19 protein-coding genes are annotated in these 22909 nt (G+C 59.4%); 8 read left to right on the top strand and 11 right to left on the bottom strand.

The window, feature by feature from the left end; translation table 11 throughout:
• Positions 1 to 146 precede the first annotated feature (146 nt).
• Positions 147 to 1418, bottom strand: coding sequence for a phosphoribosylamine--glycine ligase (gene purD / locus O8B93_RS00745; RefSeq protein ID WP_269707940.1), 1272 nt, complete (start codon positions 1416 to 1418; stop codon positions 147 to 149).
• 201 nt (positions 1419 to 1619) lie between these two features.
• Here purD and O8B93_RS00740 point away from each other — a divergent pair, with 201 nt between their 5' ends.
• The 4 genes from O8B93_RS00740 (at position 1620) to ubiA (ending at position 7494) form a co-directional block, all read left to right on the top strand.
• On the top strand, positions 1620 to 3944 hold the full coding sequence (locus O8B93_RS00740; RefSeq protein ID WP_269707939.1) for a Tex family protein: 2325 nt from the start codon (positions 1620 to 1622) through the stop codon (positions 3942 to 3944).
• A gap of 168 nt (positions 3945 to 4112) precedes the next feature.
• The gene (locus tag O8B93_RS00735; protein WP_269707938.1) at positions 4113 to 5369 is read left to right on the top strand and encodes an SAM-dependent methyltransferase; all 1257 of its coding nucleotides are present in this window, start codon (positions 4113 to 4115) and stop codon (positions 5367 to 5369) included.
• Between the two features lie 251 nt (positions 5370 to 5620).
• On the top strand, positions 5621 to 6421 hold the full coding sequence (locus O8B93_RS00730) for a MipA/OmpV family protein (RefSeq protein WP_269707937.1): 801 nt from the start codon (positions 5621 to 5623) through the stop codon (positions 6419 to 6421).
• 119 nt (positions 6422 to 6540) lie between these two features.
• Entirely contained in the window at positions 6541 to 7494 is a 954-nt protein-coding gene (ubiA, locus tag O8B93_RS00725; RefSeq protein ID WP_269707936.1) for a 4-hydroxybenzoate octaprenyltransferase, read from the top strand.
• Between the two features lie 76 nt (positions 7495 to 7570).
• Here ubiA and O8B93_RS00720 read toward each other — a convergent pair whose 3' ends face one another.
• Entirely contained in the window at positions 7571 to 8137 is a 567-nt protein-coding gene (locus O8B93_RS00720; RefSeq protein WP_269707934.1) for a DUF6101 family protein, read from the bottom strand.
• Between the two features lie 367 nt (positions 8138 to 8504).
• Here O8B93_RS00720 and O8B93_RS00715 point away from each other — a divergent pair, with 367 nt between their 5' ends.
• Positions 8505 to 10943 carry a DUF1217 domain-containing protein gene (locus O8B93_RS00715; protein ID WP_269707933.1) on the top strand — a complete coding sequence of 813 codons (2439 nt, stop codon included), beginning with the start codon at positions 8505 to 8507 and terminating at the stop codon, positions 10941 to 10943.
• Positions 10944 to 10984: 41 nt separating this feature from the next.
• Here O8B93_RS00715 and O8B93_RS00710 read toward each other — a convergent pair whose 3' ends face one another.
• Positions 10985 to 11935 (bottom strand): LysR substrate-binding domain-containing protein, encoded by a 951-nt coding sequence (locus O8B93_RS00710; protein WP_269707932.1) that lies wholly within the window; start codon positions 11933 to 11935, stop codon positions 10985 to 10987.
• A gap of 202 nt (positions 11936 to 12137) precedes the next feature.
• Between O8B93_RS00710 and O8B93_RS00705 the strand changes: the two genes are divergently transcribed.
• Positions 12138 to 12431: a YjiS-like domain-containing protein gene (locus O8B93_RS00705; RefSeq protein ID WP_269707931.1), complete on the top strand. Its 294-nt coding sequence runs from the start codon at positions 12138 to 12140 to the stop codon at positions 12429 to 12431.
• Positions 12432 to 12603: 172 nt separating this feature from the next.
• On the opposite strand, the gene O8B93_RS00700 is transcribed toward O8B93_RS00705, so the two are convergent.
• The 7 genes from O8B93_RS00700 to O8B93_RS00670 all read right to left on the bottom strand — a co-directional run bounded on the left by O8B93_RS00700 (position 12604) and on the right by O8B93_RS00670 (position 20221).
• On the bottom strand, positions 12604 to 13977 hold the full coding sequence (locus O8B93_RS00700; RefSeq protein WP_269707930.1) for a glutamate--cysteine ligase: 1374 nt from the start codon (positions 13975 to 13977) through the stop codon (positions 12604 to 12606).
• Positions 13978 to 14095: 118 nt separating this feature from the next.
• Positions 14096 to 14833 carry a 16S rRNA (uracil(1498)-N(3))-methyltransferase gene (locus O8B93_RS00695; RefSeq protein WP_269707929.1) on the bottom strand — a complete coding sequence of 246 codons (738 nt, stop codon included), beginning with the start codon at positions 14831 to 14833 and terminating at the stop codon, positions 14096 to 14098.
• A gap of 18 nt (positions 14834 to 14851) precedes the next feature.
• Positions 14852 to 16357 (bottom strand): inorganic phosphate transporter, encoded by a 1506-nt coding sequence (locus tag O8B93_RS00690; RefSeq protein WP_269707928.1) that lies wholly within the window; start codon positions 16355 to 16357, stop codon positions 14852 to 14854.
• Between the two features lie 162 nt (positions 16358 to 16519).
• Positions 16520 to 16960, bottom strand: coding sequence for an NUDIX hydrolase (locus tag O8B93_RS00685; protein WP_269707927.1), 441 nt, complete (start codon positions 16958 to 16960; stop codon positions 16520 to 16522).
• Positions 16961 to 17230: 270 nt separating this feature from the next.
• Complete coding sequence (locus tag O8B93_RS00680) at positions 17231 to 18001, bottom strand: HAD family hydrolase (RefSeq protein WP_269707926.1); 771 nt, start codon at positions 17999 to 18001, stop codon at positions 17231 to 17233.
• The gene (locus tag O8B93_RS00675; RefSeq protein WP_269707924.1) at positions 17998 to 19344 is read right to left on the bottom strand and encodes a glycosyltransferase family 4 protein; all 1347 of its coding nucleotides are present in this window, start codon (positions 19342 to 19344) and stop codon (positions 17998 to 18000) included. The genes O8B93_RS00680 and O8B93_RS00675 overlap by 4 nt, the downstream gene beginning before the upstream one ends.
• A gap of 103 nt (positions 19345 to 19447) precedes the next feature.
• Positions 19448 to 20221 (bottom strand): FadR/GntR family transcriptional regulator, encoded by a 774-nt coding sequence (locus O8B93_RS00670; RefSeq protein ID WP_269707923.1) that lies wholly within the window; start codon positions 20219 to 20221, stop codon positions 19448 to 19450.
• Positions 20222 to 20257: 36 nt separating this feature from the next.
• On the opposite strand from O8B93_RS00670, the gene O8B93_RS00665 reads away from it, so the two are divergent.
• Positions 20258 to 20527, top strand: coding sequence for a hypothetical protein (locus tag O8B93_RS00665; RefSeq protein ID WP_269707922.1), 270 nt, complete (start codon positions 20258 to 20260; stop codon positions 20525 to 20527).
• Complete coding sequence (locus tag O8B93_RS00660; RefSeq protein WP_010971050.1) at positions 20514 to 21788, top strand: DUF3422 family protein; 1275 nt, start codon at positions 20514 to 20516, stop codon at positions 21786 to 21788. The genes O8B93_RS00665 and O8B93_RS00660 overlap by 14 nt, the downstream gene beginning before the upstream one ends.
• Positions 21789 to 21952: 164 nt before the next feature.
• Here the strand turns inward: O8B93_RS00660 and O8B93_RS00655 are convergent, their stop codons facing one another.
• Positions 21953 to 22852: a LysR family transcriptional regulator gene (locus O8B93_RS00655; RefSeq protein WP_269707920.1), complete on the bottom strand. Its 900-nt coding sequence runs from the start codon at positions 22850 to 22852 to the stop codon at positions 21953 to 21955.
• Positions 22853 to 22909 lie beyond the last annotated feature (57 nt).

Here is a 22909-nt window from a genome sequence, read left to right as displayed (position 1 = left end):
CGAAAAGACGGCGCGGCCTCGCAATCGAGACACAATGCGCCATGCAATAGTGGGGCAAGTATTACCGGTCTTTCGTTTCCATCGGGTCAGCAAACTTGGTAAAAATTGAACGAAATAGTCGCTGCCGAGCCCATCTGCTTTAAGGATCAGGCCTTTTCGCGGGCAATGGCCTGCCAGCCGATATCGCGGCGGCAAAAGCCGTTTTCCCATTCAACCTTGTCGGCCAGCGCATAGGCGCGCGCCTGCGCTTCCGTCACGTTTCTGCCAAAGGCCGTGACATTAAGTACACGGCCGCCGGTCGCAACCAGTTTGCCGTCCTTCAACGCAGTCCCGGCATGAAACACCTTGGCTTCTTCGCTGGCCTCGGGAATATGGGCGATCGGCGTGTTCTTGTCGTAAGCGCCGGGATAACCCTTGGAAGCGAGAACCACGGTCAGCGCCGCATCATCGCGCCATTCCGCCTGCACCTTGTCCAGCGTGCCGGTGGCTGTGGCGTAGAGGATCGGCAAAAGGTCACTCTTGAGGCGCATCATCAGCACCTGGCATTCGGGATCGCCAAAGCGAACATTGTATTCGATCAGTTCCGGGCCCTTGGCGGTGATCATCAGGCCGGCGAAAAATACGCCGGAGAAAGGGTTCCCATCCTTGGCCATGCCTGAGATCGTCGGCTCGATGATCTCCTTCATGGTGCGCTCCACCATGGCTGGGGTCATGACAGGGGCGGGGGAGTAAGCGCCCATGCCGCCGGTATTCGGACCGGTATCGCCATCGCCGACACGCTTGTGATCCTGCGCGGTCGCGAGCGCCAGCGCCGTCTTGCCATCGGAAAGGCAGAAGAAGCTCGCTTCCTCGCCGTCGAGGAAGGCTTCCACCACCACCTCGGCACCGGCTGCACCAAACGCGCCGTCGAAACAGTCATCGATGGCGGCAAGCGCTTCGGCTTCCGTCATGGCCACGGTCACACCCTTGCCGGCGGCAAGCCCATCCGCCTTGATGACGATCGGCGCGCCCTGTGCACGGACATAGTCCTTGGCAGGTTCAGCGGATTTGAAACGCTGGTAAGCGCCGGTCGGGATATCGTAACGGGCGCAGAGGTCCTTGGTGAAACCCTTGGAGCCCTCGAGCTGGGCGGCGGCTTTCGAAGGTCCGAAAGTGGCGATGCCGGCGGCGCGCAGATCGTCCGCCAAACCCGCGACCAGCGGTGCTTCCGGGCCGATGACGATGAAGTCGATTGCCTTTTCCTTCGCAAAAGCGATGACGGCAGCGTGATCTTCCACGTTAAGCGAAACAAGTGTTGCGTGGTCAGCGATGCCGGGATTGCCGGGTGCGGCATAAAGCGCGTCGATGAGGGGAGACTGGGCGATTTTCCACGCCAGCGCATGTTCGCGTCCGCCGGAACCGATCAACAGAACTTTCATGGTCAATACCCCTGCAAATTCGCCAGTAACCTTGTGGCACGGGCGTTAAGGGCAGGGGGGCGAAAGGTCAAGGAGAAAGCGCCGTAAATGCCTGTCTTTCCCTTGAACTCAGCCTTTCCTGTGGAATCGTGGATACCTCTTGTTGTCACGCCACAATCAGACATTATGTTCGCCGCTCCAGACCTGACAGCAGAGAACCCCATGACCGCAGACAATGCCCGCCTCGCCTCGCTCATAGCCTCCGAAATCAATGCCCGCCCCGATCAGGTCAAGGCGGCGGTGGCATTGCTGGACGAGGGCGCGACCGTGCCCTTCATCGCCCGCTACCGCAAGGAAGTGACCGGCGGTCTCGATGACACCCAGCTTCGAACGCTGGCGGAACGCCTTGTCTATCTGCGCGAACTCAATGCGCGCCGCGCCTCCATCGTCGATTCCATCACCGGCCAGGGCAAGATGTCCGATGAGCTGATGGTGAAGATCATGCAGGCGGGCACCAAGGCTGAGCTGGAAGACCTCTATCTGCCCTATAAGCCGAAGCGCCGTACCCGCGCGGAAATCGCCCGTGAACGTGGTCTCGGCCCGCTCGCCGAAACCATCTGGGAAAACCGCGCTGCCGATCCGGCGAAACTTGCGGAGGCCTATATCCAGGGTGAGGTGGCCGATGTGAAGGCGGCGCTTGAGGGCGCGCGCGATATCGTTGCCGAAACAATGACGGAAAATGCCGATCTTCTCGGCCGCCTGCGTGATTACATGCGCCAGAACGCCACCTTCCGCGCCAGGGTGGTGGATGGCAAACAGGCGGCGGGCGAGAAGTTCTCCGATTATTTCGACCATTCCGAACGCTGGGCAACCTTGCCGGGCCACCGCGCGCTCGCCATGCTGCGCGGCTGGAACGAGGAAATACTGACACTGACGATCGATGTCGATGCGGATGATCCCTCGCCGGTGAAGCCGTCGCAGCGCACCATTGCTGCCGCCTTCGATATCCGCAGTGCCGGACCTGCCGATCAATGGCTCATGGAAGTGGCGGGCTGGACCTGGCGCGTGAAGCTTTCCATGTCGCTGTCGCTTGATCTGATGCGCGAATTGCGCGAGCGGGCGGAAGAAGAGGCGATCAATGTCTTTGCCCGCAATCTGAAGGATCTGTTGCTGGCTGCGCCTGCCGGTTCCCGCGCTACCATGGGTCTCGATCCCGGCATCCGCACCGGGGTTAAGGTTGCGATCGTGGATGGTACCGGAAAGCTGCTGGATACCAGCACGGTTTACCCCTTCCAGCCAAAGAACGACGTGCGCGGTACACAGGCTGAGCTCGCCTCGCTTATTCGCAAACACAATGTCGAGCTGATCGCCATCGGCAACGGTACGGGCAGCCGTGAAACCGAAAAGCTGGTGACCGATCTTCTGGCGCAGCTGCCGGCTTCCGCTTCCGGCGCAAAGCCCACCAAGGTCATCGTTTCGGAAGCGGGTGCATCGGTCTATTCCGCCTCCGAACGGGCGGCCGCCGAATTCCCCAATCTCGACGTGTCGCTGCGCGGTGCGGTCTCGATCGCCCGGCGTCTTCAGGACCCGCTGGCAGAACTGGTGAAGATCGAGCCGAAGTCCATCGGCGTCGGTCAGTACCAGCACGATGTCGATCAGGGCCGCCTCAGCCGTTCGCTCGATGCCGTGGTGGAAGATGCGGTGAATGCCGTCGGCGTCGATCTCAACACGGCCTCGTCGCCGCTTCTGGCGCGGGTCTCCGGTCTTGGTAGCTCGATTGCCGATGCCATTGTTGCCCATCGTGACCAGACCGGTCCTTTCGCCAGCCGCAAGGAATTGCTGAAAGTGCCGCGCCTTGGCCAGCGCACCTTCGAACAATGCGCCGGCTTCCTGCGTATTCCCAATGGCAAGGAACCGCTGGATTCCTCTTCGGTGCACCCGGAGGCCTATGGTGTGGCAAAGAAGATCGTCGCCGCCTGCGGCCGTGATCTGCGCTCGCTGATGGGGGACAGCGCGGCGCTGAAAGCGCTTGACCCCAAGCGCTTCATCGACGAGCAGTTCGGCCTGCCGACCGTCAAAGACATCATCGCCGAACTGGAAAAACCCGGCCGCGACCCGCGCCCGAGCTTCAAGACCGCGACCTTTGCCGATGGTGTGGATGAGATTACCGATCTTAAGCCGGGCATGCTTCTGGAAGGCACCGTCACCAATGTCGCGGCCTTCGGTGCTTTCGTGGATATCGGCGTGCATCAGGATGGCCTGGTGCATGTCTCGCAACTCGCCGACCGTTTCGTGAAGGACCCGCATGAGGTCGTCAAGGCGGGTGATGTCGTCAAGGTGCGAGTCGTGGAAGTGGATGTGAAGCGCAAGCGCATCGGTCTCACCATGCGCAAGGATGGCGGCGAGGCGGCGCCGCAGCCGATGCGTGAAAAGAACAATGCGGGCGCCATGCGCCACGCCACAGCCAAGCCGAAAGAACGCAACGAAGGGTCGCAATCCGGCGGTGCCCTCGCCGCTGCTTTGGCCGAAGCCATGAAGCGACGCTGACCTCTGGTTGAAATGTTTTTTGACAAAAAAGCCCTGCCGGATACGCCGGCGGGGCTTTTTGCTTGATGAAATCGTTCAATTTTTTTGAAATAAGACTATCTTGCAACTTGTGCTGAAAGGAATACGGTCAGCAAAATTGATAAGTGAGACTTAGCAATTGGGGGTGCCATGGCGTCGTCTCTGCATGTTCTTCTCGAAAAGATAATCAAGATCGGTGATCTCACCGTCAACAGCCCGGGCGGCAGCCGTACATTCGGCAACGGCACGGGAAAAAAGGTGGTTCTGAATTTCACGGACGAAGCCGCCATGCAGGAGATTGCCGCCGATCCGGCGCTCAAGCTCGCTGAAATGTACATGGAAGGCCGTGTGAAGGTCGCGGAAGGCGACATCTACGATTTCCTGGCGCTGGTGAAGGGTAACACTCTGAGCGAGGCGCTGTCCTTCGGCATGGTCTGGCGCGGCATGGCCCGCATCATCGCCGCCCGCATCAAGATGCGTCTGCCGGTCAATCACAACAAGAGCAATGTCGCCCATCACTACGATCTGAGCGCCAAGCTGTTCGATCTCTTCCTTGACGAGGACTGGCAATATTCCTGTGCCTATTTCAATCCGCCCGGCATCAGTCTCTATGAGGCGCAGGTTGCGAAAAAGCGGCACATTACTGCCAAGTTGATGACCGAGCCGGGCCAGAGCGTTCTGGAAATCGGTTCCGGCTGGGGCGGCATGGCGATGTATATTGCCGAAAGCGCCGGTGCCGACGTGACCGGCATCACGCTCAGCGAAGAACAGCTCCGCGTTTCGCGCGACCGCGCGACAAAGCGCGGGCTTGCCGGCAATGTCCGCTTTGAATTGCAGGACTACCGTTATCTGCCGGCTTCGAAGAAATATGACCGCATCGTCTCCGTCGGCATGTTCGAACATGTCGGACCGACGCATTATCGCGATTATTTCGACAAGGTGGCGGAGGTGCTGGACGACAAGGGCGTGATGGTGTTGCATTCCATCGGTCAGCCCAGCCCGGCGCTGGCGACCAATCCCTTCATCGAAAAATATATTTTCCCCGGCGGCTATATTCCTTCGCTCGCCGAGGTGCTGCCGGCAATCCAGAAGTCCGGGCTGCTGGTGAAGGATATCGAAATCCTGCCGATGCATTACGCGCATACGCTCCGGCACTGGCGGGAACGTTTCGTGGCGCGCAAGGCGGAAGCGGTGGCGCTTTATGACGAGCGTTTCTTCCGCATGTGGGAGTTTTACCTGGCGGGGTCGGAAATGGCCTTCACCCACGAAAACTTCCATATTTTCCAGATTCAGCTCGCCAAGGACCGCGATGCCGTGCCGCATAATCGCGATTATATCGCGCAGAACGAGGCGAAGCTGCTGGAGTTCGAAAAGACGCGCCCGCCACTGGAGAAGGTGACGTTCTGAAGACGGCGGACGACCGTTTCCGCACATGCGACGTCATCCTCGGGCCTGTCCCGAGGATCTATCCACGTTGCAGAAGATAGGGCCCTCGCAGATGCTCGGGACAAGCCCGAGCATGACGGAGGATAGGTTTGGCGCCCTGTCGCGAGCCTTGCAGTGGTGTTCTGCTTCTCCCCACGCTGGTTAATGGAATGGAAAGACAATCCCTCTAATTCTACGGGCACCTGTCTGTATTGCGTTTCTGGGGTTGTTTCATGTTCAAGCCATCAGCGGCCGTCGCCGCCTGTGTCCTGTCGCTTTTTGCCGTGGGCAATGCCCATGCGGAAGGCTGGTTTTCCGGCGACTGGTATCTGAAGCTCGGCGGCGCCGGTTTCAGCGCGCCGAAGTACCAGGGCGACAACAAGAATGAATTCGGTTTCTCGCCCATCATTTCGCTTGGCCGTCAGGGGCAGGGTGCGCGTTTCACCTCGCGCAACGACAGCGCTTCGATCTCGCTTCTGGACAATGGCCCGATCAGCATGGGTCTCGCCGGCAAGCTGGTTTCCCCCCGTGACCAGAAAGATTCCGACGATCTGAAGGGCATGACCCGCATCAAGCGCGGCGGTGAACTCGGCGGTTTCGCCGAGGCCTATCCGACCGACTGGCTGCGCATTCGCGGCGAAGCCCGTCAGGGTATCCGCAGCCACAGCGGCGTGGTGGCGGATCTCAACGCCGATGTCTTCACCGATATCGCCCCCGGTATCCAGATTTCGGCCGGTCCGCGTGCGACCTGGGTGAGCAGTAAATATAACGAGCGCTATTATGGTGTCAGCGCAGCCCAGACGGCCGCCGGCGCGCCATCGCCCTATAGCGCGGGCGGCGGCCTGCATTCCGCCGGCGTCGGCGCAGCCATCACCTGGAAGGTCACCGAAAACGCGGAAGTGGGCTCGTTCGCGGAATATCGCCGCCTGATGGGCGATGCCGCCGATAGTTCGCTGGTGCGCGAACGTGGTTCGAAGAACCAGTTCATCGTCGGTGTTCAGGCGAGCTACAAGTTCAATTTCTCGCTGCCCTGAGTGAACAGCCGATAGGCACATGTGAAGCCCCGTTGCGAAGCCGCAGCGGGGCTTTTTGCATGCGCGGTGGCGTGCTGAAATCCATTCCGCTTTTTTCCCCGATGCTGTAGAACCATCCCATGGTTCACCACAGCGATTTGTCAGACCGCGTTTCCGACGCGCCATCCAACAACTGGGTCTATCGGATTTTGCCGAGGCCCCTCTGGCCCTATGCGCAACTGGCGCGGTGGGATCGTCCCATTGGCTGGCAATTGCTGATGTGGCCGTGTTTCTGGGCCGCAGCCCTCGCGGCCAATGCAGCGGTGGCGACGGGCGGCTTTTCCTGGGTTACGCTGATCTGGCATCTCGTGTTGTTCTTCATCGGATCGGTGGCGATGCGCGGCGCGGGCTGCACCTACAATGATCTCGCCGACCACAAGATCGACATGGCCGTAGCGCGCACCCGCTCGCGGCCGCTGCCATCGGGCCGGGTGAGCCGCAGGCAGGCCAAGATTTTCATCGTGCTGCAGGCTCTTGCCGGGCTGGCCGTGCTTTTACAGTTCAACGGTTTTGCTGTTATCACCGGCATAGCGTCGCTCGTGTTTGTTGCGATCTATCCCTTTGCCAAACGCTTCACCAACTGGCCGCAATTTTTCCTTGGGCTCGCATTTTCCTGGGGTGCGCTGATGGGCTGGGCCGGGCAGTTCGGTTCTCTCGCCTGGCCAGCTGTCCTGCTTTATGTCGGCTCCATCGCCTGGACGATCGGTTATGATACAATTTACGCCCATCAGGACAAGGAAGACGACACGGCCGTGGGCATCGGCTCGACCGCCCTGCTGTTTGGAGAAAACACACATCGCTGGCTGGTTTTCCTTTATGGCACAGCCCTTGTCATGATTTTCCTGTCGTTCTGGACGGCGGGCGTTAACATCATTGCCTATAGCGGCCTTGCCGTTGCCGCCATCATGCTGTTCCGGCAGGTCTGGGTGCTGGATATCGATGACGTCGACCAATGCCTTGTCCTGTTCAAATCCAACAACCGTGTCGGCGTGCTGATTTTTGCCGGCCTCATCCTGCCGCTGCTGCTGGCGTAAGCTGCGGGAACAGGGAATACGAAAAAGCCCGGTCGCGACATCCGCACCGGGCTTTTGTGTTCTGGACTGAAGAAGATCAGTTGCGGGCGATGATTTCCTTGCCCTCGATCTTCATGCTCATGCCGAGCGAACCGGTGGAGCGGCGAACGAGGAAGCGCGGACGGCGATCCGCGAAATAGGAATGGCGACGGCGCGGGCGGGTATTCTGGGTGCGCACCTTGCCGAGATGTTCTTCCAGCGGACGGGCAACGCCATCGGCTTCCACCATCAGCATCGGAATGCGGTAGGCCTCGGACCAGCTGCGCCAGTCGGCAGCGATATCGCAGAGATCATGGGCGACCAGCAGCGGAACGCAGAGATCCGGATCGTCATGGTGCAGCTCCAGCGTTACGGTGACCTGACCGTCGCCATGGTCGATGGCGCGGGCGGCGACACCCTTGAAGGCGCGGGCTGGCAAAGCGAAGGATAAAGGCAGGCCGGAAGAGGTGAGAACCTTTCTCAGAACGGCGCCCCGTTCATCGAGAGTGACGGCGACATCGGTCGCGCCATTGCCTTTTCCATAGGTGACCTGTTGCGGAAAACGTGCCGGGTCTAACCTGAGTGTGGCGACGGCCCAGTCGGGCTTCAGAACGGTCTTGGTCATGTTTAATCTACCCTTGTTTTACCTGAGAGCCGGTTTCCGGTCTTCTCATCGGGACTTTTCGTCCTCTGATGTCAGGAGATTATCCGCCGCCTGTTCGAGACTGCTTAAAAATCGCGGTTAAGAAAACTTTGCATTCCCAAATGGTTAGCAAAACCCACTGTGGCATGGTTTCGCTTCGGTAAAGCAGATCGAGACAATGCGATTTTTATCGCGGTCAAAACTGTGCTCTTTCAAGCTACGGGCAAGGCGCGTCATGCATAGTGATGCCAAGGCTTGCCGTGCGCCCGGATGGGTGCGCGAGGGGTGGATTTAAAAACCGGAGCTTCTGGTGTCCCGAGGGATGCGCGGCGCTCCAGGGGGCATTCGGATGGTATCGACTTTTCTCAGCTACGACCTCATCAACCGCGATATGAAGTCAAGCATTTCGCGCGTGTCGCAGCAGGGGCTCGTGGAGCGGCAGACGAAATATTACAAGGAGAACATCGGCAATGTGAAAAGCGTCGATGAGTTCCTCGGTAACTACCAACTCTATTCCTATGCCATGGATGCCTTCGGTCTCGGCGAGATGACCTATGCCAAGGCCTTCATGAAAAAGGTGCTGGAAAGCGATCTGAACGACCAGAACAGCTTCGCCAACAAGCTGACTGACGAACGGTATCGGGAATTTGCCGCCTCCTTCAACTTCACGGCGTCGACGAAGACCGTCCAGACGGATGCACAGCTCGACAAGATGATCGGGCTTTATGATGCGTCGATCACCGATTTGAACGGCAGCCTTGCGGAAGAGACGCGTTATTACAAGGCGATCATCGGCACGGTGACGAATGCCGACCAGCTGCTGCGCAATGACCGCACCCGCGCCTATATCTTCCAGGTCTTCGGCATCGATGAGAAGACCTATTCCTACGCCCATATCAAGGGATTGATGACGAGTGACGTCAATGATCCCGATAGCTACATCAACCAGAAATACGGCGCGGCCTATAATGACGCGGTCGAAAAGCTGACGATGAAGGGCAATATCGAGCTACATGCACAGGTCACGGACCGCATTACGGCGATTGATGCCGACCTTGCCGGCACCGGTCTGACGGCCGAGGAGCGCACGAAGCTCGAGGCGGAGAAGGTGACCCGCCAGGACCAGCTGACCCAGCTCGAAGCGGTTCTGCCGCCAAAGGATCAATGGGACGCGAAACTCACCGCCATCAAGGCGGAGCAGACGACGCTGTCGAACACCGTCACGCAATATAACAAGATGGCGCAGATCGCCAACGCCTTCGAGTTCAAGAATGACGGTACGGTGGATGCCGGCGGGGCGCAGACGGCGGACAAGCTGAAGGCCATCACGGACTCCTATATTGGCAGCGCGCCGCGTGTGACGCCGACCGTCGCGACGCTGAATCGCGATTATTTCGAATCGAAGATTGGTTCCGTCACGACGGTAGAGGAACTGATGTCGGATGCGCGGCTTCTGAGTTACGTCAGAACGGCCTTCGACCTTAACGACCTGACCATCGTGCCGGCAACGATCAAGAACATCCTCACCAGCGATCTCAGCGACCCGAACAATTACATCGCGACCATGGGCAAGAACGACAAGCGTTACCTCGCCCTGAAAAACGCATTCAATTTTCTCCCGGATGGGACGCTCGCGGCCGGCACGACGCCCCAGACGACGACCCAGACCGCGACGACCACCAGCGGTTACATGACCCATTACAACGATGCGGACGACGCGGCTGACGCAAAGGCGCTTTCGCTGTTCAAGAGCAGCATAAGCAAGGTCAAGACCGTCAATGATTTCCTCGGCACCAATGCCGTCTATACCTATGCGTTGAGAGCTGTCGGTCTCGATCCCGCCAAGGTGAACATCTCCGATATCCAGAAGGTGCTGACCAGCGACCTGCAGGATAAGAAGAGCTATGTTTATACGCTGAAGGACGACCGGTATGTGAAGCTTGCCGAACTCTTCAATTTCACCAAGGACGGTTCCATCGGTTCACCCATTCTGGCGCAGTCGGAAATCGAGTTGCAGACCATGTCGGCCGACTACATCAAGAAGAAATCGGCTTTCGGTACCGACAAGGACAAGGAAGCCGCCAAGACCGAGGCGAAATATTTCTCGGGCGAGATGCAGAAGATCAAGACGCTGAGTGAATTCCTGGCCAATGACCGCCTGACCAAATTCGCGATGGAATCGCTCGGTATCGACCCCAAGAGCGTCACGAAGGAACAGCTGCAGAAAATCTTCACCTCGAACCTCGATGACAAGAACAGCTACGTCAACAAGGAGATGGACCCGGTCTTCCGCCGCCTCGTCACCGCCTTTAATTTCGATACGGAAGGCAAGCTGCTTCATGAAGACCGCAGTGCGATCCAGACCCGGCGCGGCCTCTATGAAACGCTCGACAATTATCTGACCCAGACCCTGGAATCGCAGGCAGGCGAAGAAAACGCCGGCGTGCGACTGGCGCTTTATTTCAAGCGCATGGCGGCCGGGACGACCTCTTATTATTCTATCCTCGCCGATACCGCGATCCAGAACTTCATCAAGACCACCTTCGGCATCCCCGATGAACTCGGCAATGCCGGTGTTGATACGCAGGTGGCGATGATGAAGAAGTACTTCGACATCAAGGATTTTCAGGACCCGGACAAGGTCAAGAAGCTGATTGCCCGTTTCACCATCATGTATGACAACAAGCAGAACGTCGCCGATCCGATCATGACGCTGTTTAATGGCAGCGGCTCGGCGGGTATCAGCGGTGATACGCTGCTGGCGGTCGCAACGTTGCGGGCACGATAAGCCGAAAAGAGAAAGGCCGGGCTATCCGGCCTTAGGCATATTCACCACCCCGGCAGCATATGCCCGGCACGCAGCCGCGGCATCTTGGGGTAGGTCTTCACATCATTATCCATCTCATCGACAACACTCATCGGCGAGATATTGTCGAGGCAGGCGGTGATGTGGTCGGTAATCGCGTTCACCAGCGAAGGCGAGAGGCCGGGGCGCTTCATCAGGCCGATCTGCACCGGCGGCAGAGGCGGGAAACCATCGGCGGCGGTCAGAACCTTCATGCCGGTGCGCAAGGCCGATTCCGGCAGTACCGAAACGGCCATGCCCGCCAGCACCGCGGCGGCGACCACGGTGGAAGACCAGCTTGTGAACAGCACCTGATAATCCCGCCCGTCGGCATCGAGCGCCGAACAGGCAAGCTGACGCCAGTGGCAATCGCGTCGCCCGACGGCGAGCGGCACCGGCGCATCGTCCTTCAGCGGGTGGTTGGCGGAGGCGACCCAGCAGAGCGGTTCGGTTCGCACCACGTCGGAGGAGCGGGCACGGGGATTATGGGTGACGAGCGCGATATCCAGTTCACCGCGCGCCATTTTTTCGGCAAGGCTGACCGAGGGTTCGCAGACGATATAAAGCTCGACATTCGGGTGGGTCTTGGCGAAGCGCCCGATGATTTCAGGCATGTAGCGGTCGGCGTAATCGTCAGGGGTGCCGATGCGCAGCGTGCCTTCCAGCCGGTTGTCGTCGAAGGCCGCGATCGCCTCATTGTTGAGGCGGATGATGCGGCGGGCGTAATTCATCAGCTTTTCGCCCTCCGCCGTCAGGCGGTTGCCACGTCCGTCCTTGGCGAAAAGCTGTTTGCCGATGCGCTCTTCCAGCCGCCGCATCTGCATGGAGACGGCGGATTGCGTCTTGAAAACGCGGTCAGCGGCTTTGGTAAAGCTGCCCGTATCGACGATGGCGATGAAGGTATGCAGCTGGTCTATGTCGAGAGGTGCGGACATGGATGGTCATCCATCAGAATGATTGATGTCTCACATTAGAAACATTCGTTGGACTGATCAATAGTCTTGCGACATTTTGACACCAAGCAAATCAGTATCAACAAGGGCCGACGGGATGTCGGGCCCCCAACCCAAGGCAGCTTCTCGCGCGTGGTGCGTCGGGGGCGGTGCCGCATCGTGCCGTTACGAAAGGATAAGTATCATGCGCACGGCAGAACGGAGAATGGAACTGGAACTCGCAACCGCACGGCCGGGGGACGCCTGGCGTCGCGCCGCTGTCCTCGGTGTTTCCGGCGTTAAAACCTTCGTCAAGCGCATCTACAATCGTATCGTGGCCAATGGTCTCACGGAACTTGATGACCGCCTTCTTGCCGATATCGGTCTGGTGCGGTCGGATGTCAGTGATGCTCTCAATACCGGCCTGTTGGAAGATCCGACGGCCCATCTCACCCGTGCTGCGCGCAAACGCGCGGTCACGCGTTTCAAGACGCTTTGAAATTCCGCCTCCGGCAGACCTCCAGCTGCCGGACGTGGCTTCCAGCCGCAAGGTTTTCCCCGCAGGGTGATTTGCCAATAACCCTGCCTTTGCCCGGTGTCAGGCCCCTCGGCCGCGCCGGGCTTTTTTATGGCCCGGCTTTACCTCACCGGCGCAGCTTACCGGCAATGCCTCAATACTGATATTCCTCGAACACCGGCAGCACCGAACCGCCCCAGCGGCCGTTATAAAGCGCGAGCAGGTCTTCGGCGAGCGTGGTCTTCTTGGCCAGAACCTCGTCCAGCGATGACAGGAACACGGTCTCGTCCTGGCCTTCGCCATTCAGCCGCTTGCGGTTTTTCAGGCCGGTACGGGAAATGTCGAGGACCTCGCGGGCGATGCCGAGAAGCGGCTTGCCGGCAATCTCGGCCGCCAGCCCCTTGGCGGGCACGGCGTTACGAAGCGCGATCACCTCATCGAAGCTCCAATTGGCGGTCAGCGCATCGGCAGCGTCGAGGGCCTCCTGATTATAGAGAAGGCCGACCCAGAAGGCGGGCAGGGCGCAGATGCGCCGCCAGGGGCCACCATCGGCGCCGCGCATTTCGAGGAAACGCTTCAGGCGCACATCGGGGAAGAGGGTGGAGAGATGGTTTGTCCAGTCGCCCATGGTCGGTTCCCATGCGGCGATTTCGCCCTTCAGCGCCCCGTTCATGAACTGGCGGAAGGTGACATGGGTGCAATCGTGATATTTGCCGTCGCGCACGATGAAATACATCGGCACGTCGAGAGCCCATTCGACATAGTCCTTGAAGCCGAAATCGTCGTTGAAGGTGAAGGGTAGCACGCCGGAGCGGCGATTGTCGGTATCGCGCCAGATATCGCCGCGCCAGGAGAGGAGACCGTTCGGCTTGCCTTCGGTAAAGGGCGAAGAGGCGAAGAGCGCCGTCGCCAGCGATTGCAGCTTCATGGAAACGCGCATCTTCTGGCGCATATCCGCTTCGGAGGAGAAGTCGAGGTTAACCTGGATGGTGCAGGTGCGGTACATCATGTCGAGACCCTTGGTCCCGACCTTCGGCATATAGCGCGTCATGATCGCGTAGCGCGATTTCGGCATGCGCGGCGTCTCGTCATAGCTCCAGAGCGGGCTGCCGCCAATGCCAAGGAAACGGATGCCCATCGGTTCGGCCACTTCGCGCAGGGTCGCCAGATGCTGGTTGGATTCCTTGCAGGTCTGGTGCAGGTTTTCGAGCGGCGCGCCCGACAGTTCAAACTGGCCGCCCGGCTCGATGGAGATGGCGCCCATGCCGTGCTGTTCGCCAAGGCCGATGATGTTGTCACCGTCCATGATCGGCTCCCAGCCGAGCTTTTCCTGCATGCCCTTCAGGAGCGCTGAAATGCTGGCCTCGCCGAAATAGGGAACCGGGCTGTTATCCTCGCGGAAAAAGGCGAATTTTTCATGTTCGGTGCCGATGCGGAAATCGGCTTCAGCCCTGCAACCGCCCGCCAGATAATCTGTAAGCTCCGTGACGGAGGAGAGGGGTGTCTGGTCGGTCGTGTCGCGTGCCATGGCTTACCTTGTTATGACGTCAATGTTGCGGCGAGGCATATGATTGGCAGATAGGGCCGGATCGTATCCGGTGGCAAATGAATTTCTTTTAAAGATGCATGCAGTGCAATGGTGCCCCTCAGTTCCAGTCGCCGATAACAGCCTGAATGACGGCGAGCGCGGCGACGGCGGCCGTATCGGCCCGCAATATACGCGGCCCGAGCGGGATGGGGGTGACGAAGGCAAGGCTGCGCAGCAACTCCCGTTCCTCCTCGGAAAAACCGCCTTCCGGGCCGACCAGCAGCGCGATCTTGCGTTCCTTGACGGCCTGCAGGATCGGCAGCGGATTTTGGCCTTCATCGCCTTCGTCGCAATAGATGATGCGACGATCACTAGGCCAGGTCTCCAGCATGTCTTTCAGCTTCACCGGCTCTGCCACTTCGGGCAGGGACAGAATGCCGCATTGTTCGGCGGCCTCGATGGCATTGGCACGCAGTTTTTCGGTATTGTGGATCTTGCCCTGAACATGCTGCGTCATCACCGGTTGCAGCAGGCCGGCACCCATTTCCACTGCCTTCTGCACCAGATAATCCATGCGCCCGATTTTCAGCGGCGCGAAGAGATAGTGCAGGTTCGCCGTCTCCGGCTGCGGCCGCGTCTGTTCGAGCGGAACGAGGACGATTTTCTTGCGGCTCGGGAAGGCGAGTTTCGCCTTCCATTCGCCGTCGCGGCCGTTGAACAGCAGGATTTCCGCGCCGTCGGTCATGCGCAGCACATTGGCCAGATAGTTGAACTGTTCGGCCGTCGCCTCCTGCGCCACGCCCTCGGTGAGGGAGGCTTCGATGAACAGGCGTTGCATCCGGAAATTTGCGCGCATGGGATTTCGGTTTCAGCGTCAGAGGAAAAGGAAGGACAGGAGCCAGTAGAGCAGCGCCGCAAGTGTTGCGCTTGCGGGAACGGTGACCACCCAGGCGGCGATGATCGTCATGAAATGCGAGCGCCGGACAAGATAACGGCGGCGCACCTCGGAAGGATTGTCCAGATATCTAGGGGTGCGGCGGGGTTCGCCCGTGCCCGACTGGACGAGTTCCTGCCGCCGTCGTGACGCCTGTGTGTACCATTCGCGAAAGAAGCCGACGCCGAACACCGCGCCGATTGCCGTATGGGTGGTGCTGACAGGCAGCCCAAAGCGTGAGGCGACGAGAACGGTCAGCGCCGTGGCCACGGAAACGCAGAAGGCGCGCATCGGATTGAGCTTGGTGATCTGTTCACCGACAAGGCGGATGAGGCGTGGGCCGTAGAGAAGAATACCGCAGGACAGCCCGAAAGCACCGACCAGCATCACCCACAGTGGCGCACGCGCGGATGTCTGCACCGCTTCATCATGCAGGGCCCGCACGATGGCGACGACAGGACCGATGGCGTTCGATACGTCATTTGCCCCATGGGCAAAGGACATCAGGCCTGCAGCGAGAACGAGCGGCCACTGGAACAATATCCGCAGCGACTGGTTGCGGTTTTCCAACCCTTCCGACTGTTTGCGGATGATCGGCACGCAGAGCCGCCAGGCGAGAAGGCCCGTCACCAGCCCTATGACACTGGCATGGCCAAGCGAGACATGCATGAGCTGGCGCAATCCGACCCAGATAAGATAGGCCATGAAAACGCCTGCCATCAGGCCGATGAGAACCGGAACCCACCGTCGCGCCGCATCGATCTTGTCCTCGCGGTAAATGATGAATTCCTTGATGAAAGCAAGGATGGCAATGGCGATGGCGGCACTGATGAAAGGCGCCAGCACCCAGGCAAACGCGATGCTGCCGAGTGACACCCACTCGACCGCTTTCGCCCCATAGGCGGCCATACCAGCGCCGGCAACCCCGCCGACCACTGTGTGGGTGGTGGAAATCGGTGCTCTGGTCCAGGTCGATATGTTGACGAGAAGGCCGGCGGCAAGAAGCGCCGAGAGCATCGCCCAGGAAAATGCAGTCCTGTCGGGAATGGTCTCAACGTTGATGATGCCGCTTGAAATGGTCTCGACGACATTGCCGCCGGTGATCAGCGCGCCCGCGATCTCACAGATGGCGGCGACAATGAGCGCGACGGCAAGCGGCATCGCCTTGGCGCCGACCGCCGGGCCGACATTGTTCGTCACGTCGTTTGCGCCGATATTGATGGCCATATAGGCGCCGATGGCAACGGCCGCGATGATGATGACGGCGCCGGCGGTGCCGGTGACGAAAGCGCCTGCGAAGACGGCCGCGAGCACAACGAACATGAACCCCGCGCCAAGGCCGGCAAGCTGCTGCGTGACGTGCAGCGTCGCTTCTTCGACACGGGTAATCTTGTCGAGATCCTTGTCGAGCGTCGGCTTCATGTTCGATGGCGGCTTCGTTGCCATTCACACCTCGTTTGCCAGCATTCCCTTTCGTCCGGCAGCGTCGCAGGTTGAAGGCAATTTACAGAAAGACTGTTACATCGCGCACATCGTTCCAAAAGAAAAGACGGGAAGAGCAGATGTCGGAGAACCAAACTCCACATTGCCACTCTTCGGGTGCTGGCGCTATTTCGAATGCGCCATCCGCTTGTCGAAAGCGAGCATAAGCGCCTTCAGTTCCGGCTCGTTGACGCGTTTGCCGGCTTCCCCGGGGCTGACCCATTCCAGCCGTCGTGAGTCTTTTTCGGGAAAGCTGTCCCGCATTTCCGAAACTTCGAGCAGATGCACCTGGACCTTGCATGGCACGTTGATGCCGCTGTTCAGCTTCTTCTCATATTCGTAATAACCGAAAGGCGCCTTTTCCACCGTGCCTTTGACACCGGCTTCTTCATAGGCTTCCTGTTCGGCCACCGCATGGGCCTTCTTGTTGGCCATCGGCCAGCCCTTGGGAATGACCCATCGTCCGGTGTCACGGCTGGTCAGCAGCAGCACTTCCGGCGCCGGATTGCTCTTGGACAATCGATAGCACAGCGCTGCATATTGCTGTCGCGGCGGTCTGCGCAACATCAAGCCAACATCTGTCGCCAATCGATTCAAAATCTTCAATCCGAATAAATCCTCTTCGTCGGGTAGTGATAATTGCTAATATAGAGACGCTGCAAATTCCGCCAATCCCCTTTATCCATAACCCACTACTGTCTTCATGCTGATGAAGCCTTTGGGCACCGGGATGTGGTCGATTTGCGAACAAATTTCGAGCGGGTGGTTCTCCGGTCAGACAGCGGATGCGGTAACGCTGTCTCTGCCTGCCTTCAAGCCATTCGAAATGCAAACCCGCTATGAATTATGGCCGGTACTGCTTTGACCGGGGTTCAGTCCCCAGTGCCGGAGGCCTTCGATCACACCGTCAGCTTCTTTCGCGGTCGAATGAAAAAAGCGATTGTCCTGATGTGCCAGCGAGACAAGCTCAGGCAGGGCATTGCCCACGATCACGCCGCGAATAGACTTCAACTCAAACATCGCCCGATCATTGCCAGTATCACCTGACACCACTGATTCGTCGAGGCCGATGCGCAATTGTCCACATAACCATGCAAGTGCCGCGCCCTTGTCGGCGGCCTTGGGCAATATGTCGAGGTCGCGGTTGCTGGAATAAACGATACGGGCGTCTATATCGGCCGCACGAAGCGCTGCTTCAATCTCGACAAGCGAAGCGGCATCGGCGTCATGCAGGAACCAGCTCGATTTCAGTCCGTGCTGGTAACGCTCCTCCTGCATCGTCACGCCCGCAATGCCGGTCATGACATCGGCAATCGTCTGTGGATCAAAGCCGGTGCCGAGGGACTGTATATAGGCGGTTTCCAGCTCGCTGCGCTTTTTTGCGTGCAACATAGTGCCGACGCCGCCGATGATGTAGTCCGGCTGCGGCAGCGGCACCTCGTCCAGAAGGGCAAGCTGATCGTCGATCAACCGGCCGCTGTTGAAGACCAGAATCGGGCGAATATCCTCCGGCAGCGAATGCCAGAAGTCGCGGAACCGCCGTGTAGCGTCGTTATCGCCAACGACGGTCCCGTCGAGATCGGTGGAAAGAAGACGAAGCGGTTTCAATCGCCGTCATTCCATGGTTCGGCCCAGTCGGCTTCTTCCAGAACCGGCATCATGGTCCTGCCTTCCACGAGCGCGAGAAGTTGCTGGGCAATACCGGTCCATGTGAACAGGCTGCGCGCCTTGTGCGCGCCCATGCGCGACAGCCGTCCGTAAAGCCGCTCATGCTTGAACGGCTTCATCATGGTGATGCCGAGATCTTCCTTGTCGAAAGGATCGGCAAATAGCGCATGTCGCCCATAGCTGATGGCGCGGAACAGCCCGCCATGGATGGTGACGACGGTCGGCGTGCCGCTCGCCATCGCCTCGATGGCAGTCATGCCGAAGGGCTCATAGCGGCTGGAAAGCACGAAAAGATCGGCAGCGCGATAGATATCCGGCAGGTCCTCATCCGCGACATAACCGGAGAAAGCCACCTTATCTTCCAGACCGAGCGATTTCACCCGTTCCTTCAGCTGGTTCAGGATGGTGGTTTCCTGCTCGTCCATATTCTCGCCGCCGACGGCCAGATGCAGACGGGCTTCAGGCTCGCGCTCGGCAAGCACGGAAAAGCCGTCGATCAGCAGGTCGTACCCCTTGTTGGTCGCAAGCCGCCCGAGCGCCAGCACCACTTTGCCCTCGAAGCCGAAACGCTGCCGGATCATCTGCCGCGTTGCATCCGAAACCGGGAAGAAGCGGTTGTCGTCATAGCCGGGCGGGATCATGTGGATATGTTTGCGCTTCTGCCCGTAATCCTCGATCAGCACATCGAGCTGCACCGGCGTGGTGGCGATCACCATGTCACAGCTGCGATAGATGATCAGCTCATGCTGGATGCGTTCCCTGAAGTTGAACTCCAACTCGAACGTATCGGATTTTTCCGGGTAGTCGGTCTCCATCTGGCGTTTCTTCCAGATGCCGAGCGAATGCGGCGTGTGCAGATGCGGGATTTTCAGAGCTTCGGAAAGCCGCTGCCCAGCGACGCCTGCATCCCAGTAATGGCTGTTGATAAAAGAATAATTCAGGTCGTTTTTCTTGATGAAACGCAGCGCGTTCTCGCACCATTCCATCAGGTGCCGGTGCAGATATTCCTTGGGAATGAAATCGCGTCCGCCGCAGGGAATGCGCACCACACGGACGCGCTCGTCAACCTCGTCGAATTCCGGCTGGTCTTCGAAGCGGCGGGTATAAAGATCGACGGTATAACCGAGCTGGCCGAGTTTGCGTGCAAGCTCAAGCACATACACCACCTGTCCACCAGTGTCGGCAGCGCCCAGTGGCGGGTGCGCGGCGACATAGCCATGCGTCGATATGAGAGCTATCCGCGGATAGCGTTCAGTTTCGCTCGTGGTTGTCATGGGTCCCATCTTGGTAAATTTTTCCAATTAACCCGATAAAAAGACCAAAGAGCACAAAAGGTTCCATCAAAAGCGGAATAAAATGGATGGCAGATTTCGCCGGAGGGCGTTTTCAGCTGCTGCGCTGCTGCTGTCGCAGGCGGGAAATCCGGTCCCATTCGCGCGCCTGATGCGCTCTCGATGTCGTCTCCACGATGAAGTCGATATGGGCTTCCGCTGCCGCCCTTGCCGCTGCCGGGTCGCCGGCAGCGATGGCGTCATGAATGGCGATGTGCTGCCTTAACACTTCGTCATGGGCGCCGGCGATGGTGAAGATGAGGTGACGGTTATAGAAGATGTCGTCGCTCAGGAGCCTGTAGCAGGATCGTAGCGTATGCATCAGCACGATATTATGCGCCGCCTCGCCAATCGCGTTGTGGAATTCCACATCGCCCGAGAGCTCCTCTTCGAAACGGCCCGCCTCATGGGCCTCCCGCATTTTGTCGACGATGGCGGCAAGGTTTTGCCTGTCCGGCTCCGTTGCGCGCTCCGCGGCAAGTTCGGCGGCCATGCCTTCGATGGTGCGGCGATATTCGAGAAAATCCCGCGTCGCCCGGCTGTGGCGGGTAATCAGCGCGCTCAAGGGGTCGGAAAACACCGGTCCGACAATATCGGCCACATAGGTGCCGCCGCCATGCCGGCTGGTGAGAAGACCGCGGGTTTCGAGTTCCTTCAGCGCTTCCCGAAGGATCGGGCGTGATACATCCAGCTTCTGCGCCAGTTCCCGCTCGCCGGGCAGCCGGTCGCCATCGCGCAATATGCCGTCGAGGATCAGTTCCTCGAAACGTAAGATTACCTCCTGCGATGTGCGGCTGTGTTCGATGCGCGCAAATAGCGTTTCGTCCATCGCAGAACTCTCCGGCGAAATGCCGCCCCTTATGTGATGAGCGGTAAATTATCAGCGAAGCATCGTACTGGTCAATTATTCTATCCAGTTCCCCCTTGCATGGTGCCGCGCCTGCGGCAACGCGGCATCTGCCTTTTCGAATTGGCTTTTGTTAAAGCAGCAGTCGGACAGGGTGATGATGGTGGATTTTTCTGCAAGGTGGATCAAAACAATTACATCGGCTTCGATAGCAGTATTTTCATTGCAATCGATGTTTTAGAAATCCGGCGACAAAAGAGGGGACGGTATCGCAATGGCCAAGGGTAGATTTGCATTCGCGAGCGCGCCGGAGAGATCGCTGGCTCTGGGCGAGGTTCATGCGCGGCCGACCGTGCTGCTTGCACCGTCGCGCATCATAGTCCAGCTTGCCTTCATGATGGATGGCGGCTCCGCCGTGCACCATTCGGTCATTGCGGAAATGTCGCGCAGCCGCGGTGTCGCGCCGCCGGAGCGCGATGCCCGCCACCACGCCATGCCCTGGGGGCAGGGGACGCTGCGCTGGGAGCGGCACACGGAATTCTCGACGTGGTTCTGGGACGGTCCCGCGCCGGAAAAGTTTGGCGGCGAGATTGCCGGCGACCCTTTCGGCGACAGCTTTTCGCCGCCCGGTTCGCTGATCTCGGGTGTGCGGCTGGAAATCCGCCCGGAAAACGGCGTTACCTCGCAGGCGCAGGCGATGTTTGAGCCGACCAGCCTCTGTCATAGCGATGTGCGCGACGGGCAGGCGGCGATCCTCACCGATTTCCGGCAGGATCGCGATGGGTTGACGCAGATATTGGTGATCGACCGGGGCTTGAGTGATTACAGCCGTGGCGCGCTGGTGCAGCGGCTGCTCGATATCGAGACCTATCGCACGCTCGCCATGCTCGGCCTGCCGATGGCGCAGACGCTGTCGCCGGAAATTCGCCGCATCGAAGATGGCCTCACCGGCATAACCCAACGCATGAAAAGCGACGCTCGCGACGAGGCCGATGCGCTGCTGGCCGAAATGACCCGGCTTGCCGCCGAGCTGGAGGCCAATGCCGCGCTCAGCCTTTATCGTTTCGGCGCCAGCCGCGCCTATGACGGCATCGTGCGCGAACGCATCCGGGCGCTCGCGGAAACGCCCGTTCAGGGCCATGAGACCATGGGCAGCTTTCTGGAACGGCGCATGGCGCCGGCCATGCGCACCTGCCAGTCGGTGGAGGAGCGTCAGGCCAACCTGTCGCGCAAGCTCTATCGCGCCACCGCGCTGGTCAGAAGCTGGATCGACGTGGAACTGGAGCGGCAGAATACCGTGCTGCTCAACACCATGAACAAACGCGCCGCCATGCAGCTTCGCCTGCAACAGACGGTGGAAGGGCTGTCGGTCGCCGCGATCTCCTATTATGTCGTCGGGCTCATCGGTTATCTCACCAAGGCGATCAGCCATGACGTGCTGCCGGTCGATCCGGCCGTCGTCACCGGTATTTCCGTTCCCTTCGCGGTGCTTGGCGTCTGGTGGGTCGTGCGCCGCATCCGCCGCTCCCATGCGGAAGGCGGGCATTGAACGACACCCCACCTCCCTCATTCCTGTGCTTGTCACAGGAATCCAGTCGACGCGCGTCTGCGCGGCGGGAGAGTCTTTTCAGCCCAAGGACTTGGGCTGGCTGGATCCCTTTGACGAGCACAGGGATGAGGGAAGATTGGTGGTGATGGCGCGACTTAACCGCCTCAGCCCTGCTCCCAATAAGGTGAGGGCCCGTAAAGCCCAGCGAGATAATCTATGAACAACCGCACCTTGGCGGGCAGAAACTGTCGGCTCGGATAGACCGCAGACAGCGTCACATTGCGCGACCCCTCATAACCGGGCAGCACCTGCACCAGTTTTCCGCTGCGCAATTCATGGCCGATATCCCAGGTGGAGCGCAGCGCGATACCAAGCCCTGATATCACCGCCTCGCGGATCACCTCGCTCGAATTGGTGACCAGCATGCCTTCCGGCCGGATACTTAACGCGCCGCCCGGTCCCTCCAGCCGCCAGATATCATTATTATGCGCCGGCAGGCAGCGGTGTTTCCTCAGGTCCTCGATCGTCGCCGGCATGCCGTGCGCGGCCACATAATCAGCCGAAGCGCAAAGCACACGCCGCACCGGCGCCAGCCTTCGGGCGACAAGGCTCGAGGAATTGAGGTCGGCAATGCGGATCGCCAGATCGTAACCGCCTTCGATGATATCGATGAACTCGTCGCTGAGCACCAGATTGACTGAGAGATCAGGATGCCGTTCCATGAAACCCTTCAAATGCGGCGCGATATGCATGCGCCCGAAGGAGGTGGGGGCGGACACCTTCAGCGTGCCGTTGACGGTGTTGGCCCGGCCGGACACAAAATCCTCGGCCTCTTCAAGCCCCGCCAGCACGGCCAGCACCCGCTCGTAAAATCCCTGTCCGGCTTCGGTCAAAGAGATTTGCCGCGTCGTGCGCTGGAAAAGCCTGGCGCCGAGCTTTTCTTCCAGCCGCTTGATGCGTTTGGAAATCACGGCGGGCGAATAACCAAGCTCCTTGGCGGCCAGGGACATGCTGCCGGAGGTGGCAACGCTTGCGAAGACTTCCAGATCGCCCAGATTCGTCACAGTTGACCCCGATTGTTTCCAGAATGGAAAAAATCCTTAGCATTTGATTGCGCCGTT

This window comes from Martinezella rhizogenes, assembly GCF_027460065.1.
Lineage (GTDB): Bacteria > Pseudomonadota > Alphaproteobacteria > Rhizobiales > Rhizobiaceae > Agrobacterium > Agrobacterium rhizogenes_C.
The sequence above is the reverse complement of the archived record's forward strand: the minus strand, read 5'-3'. Positions and strand labels throughout refer to the sequence as shown.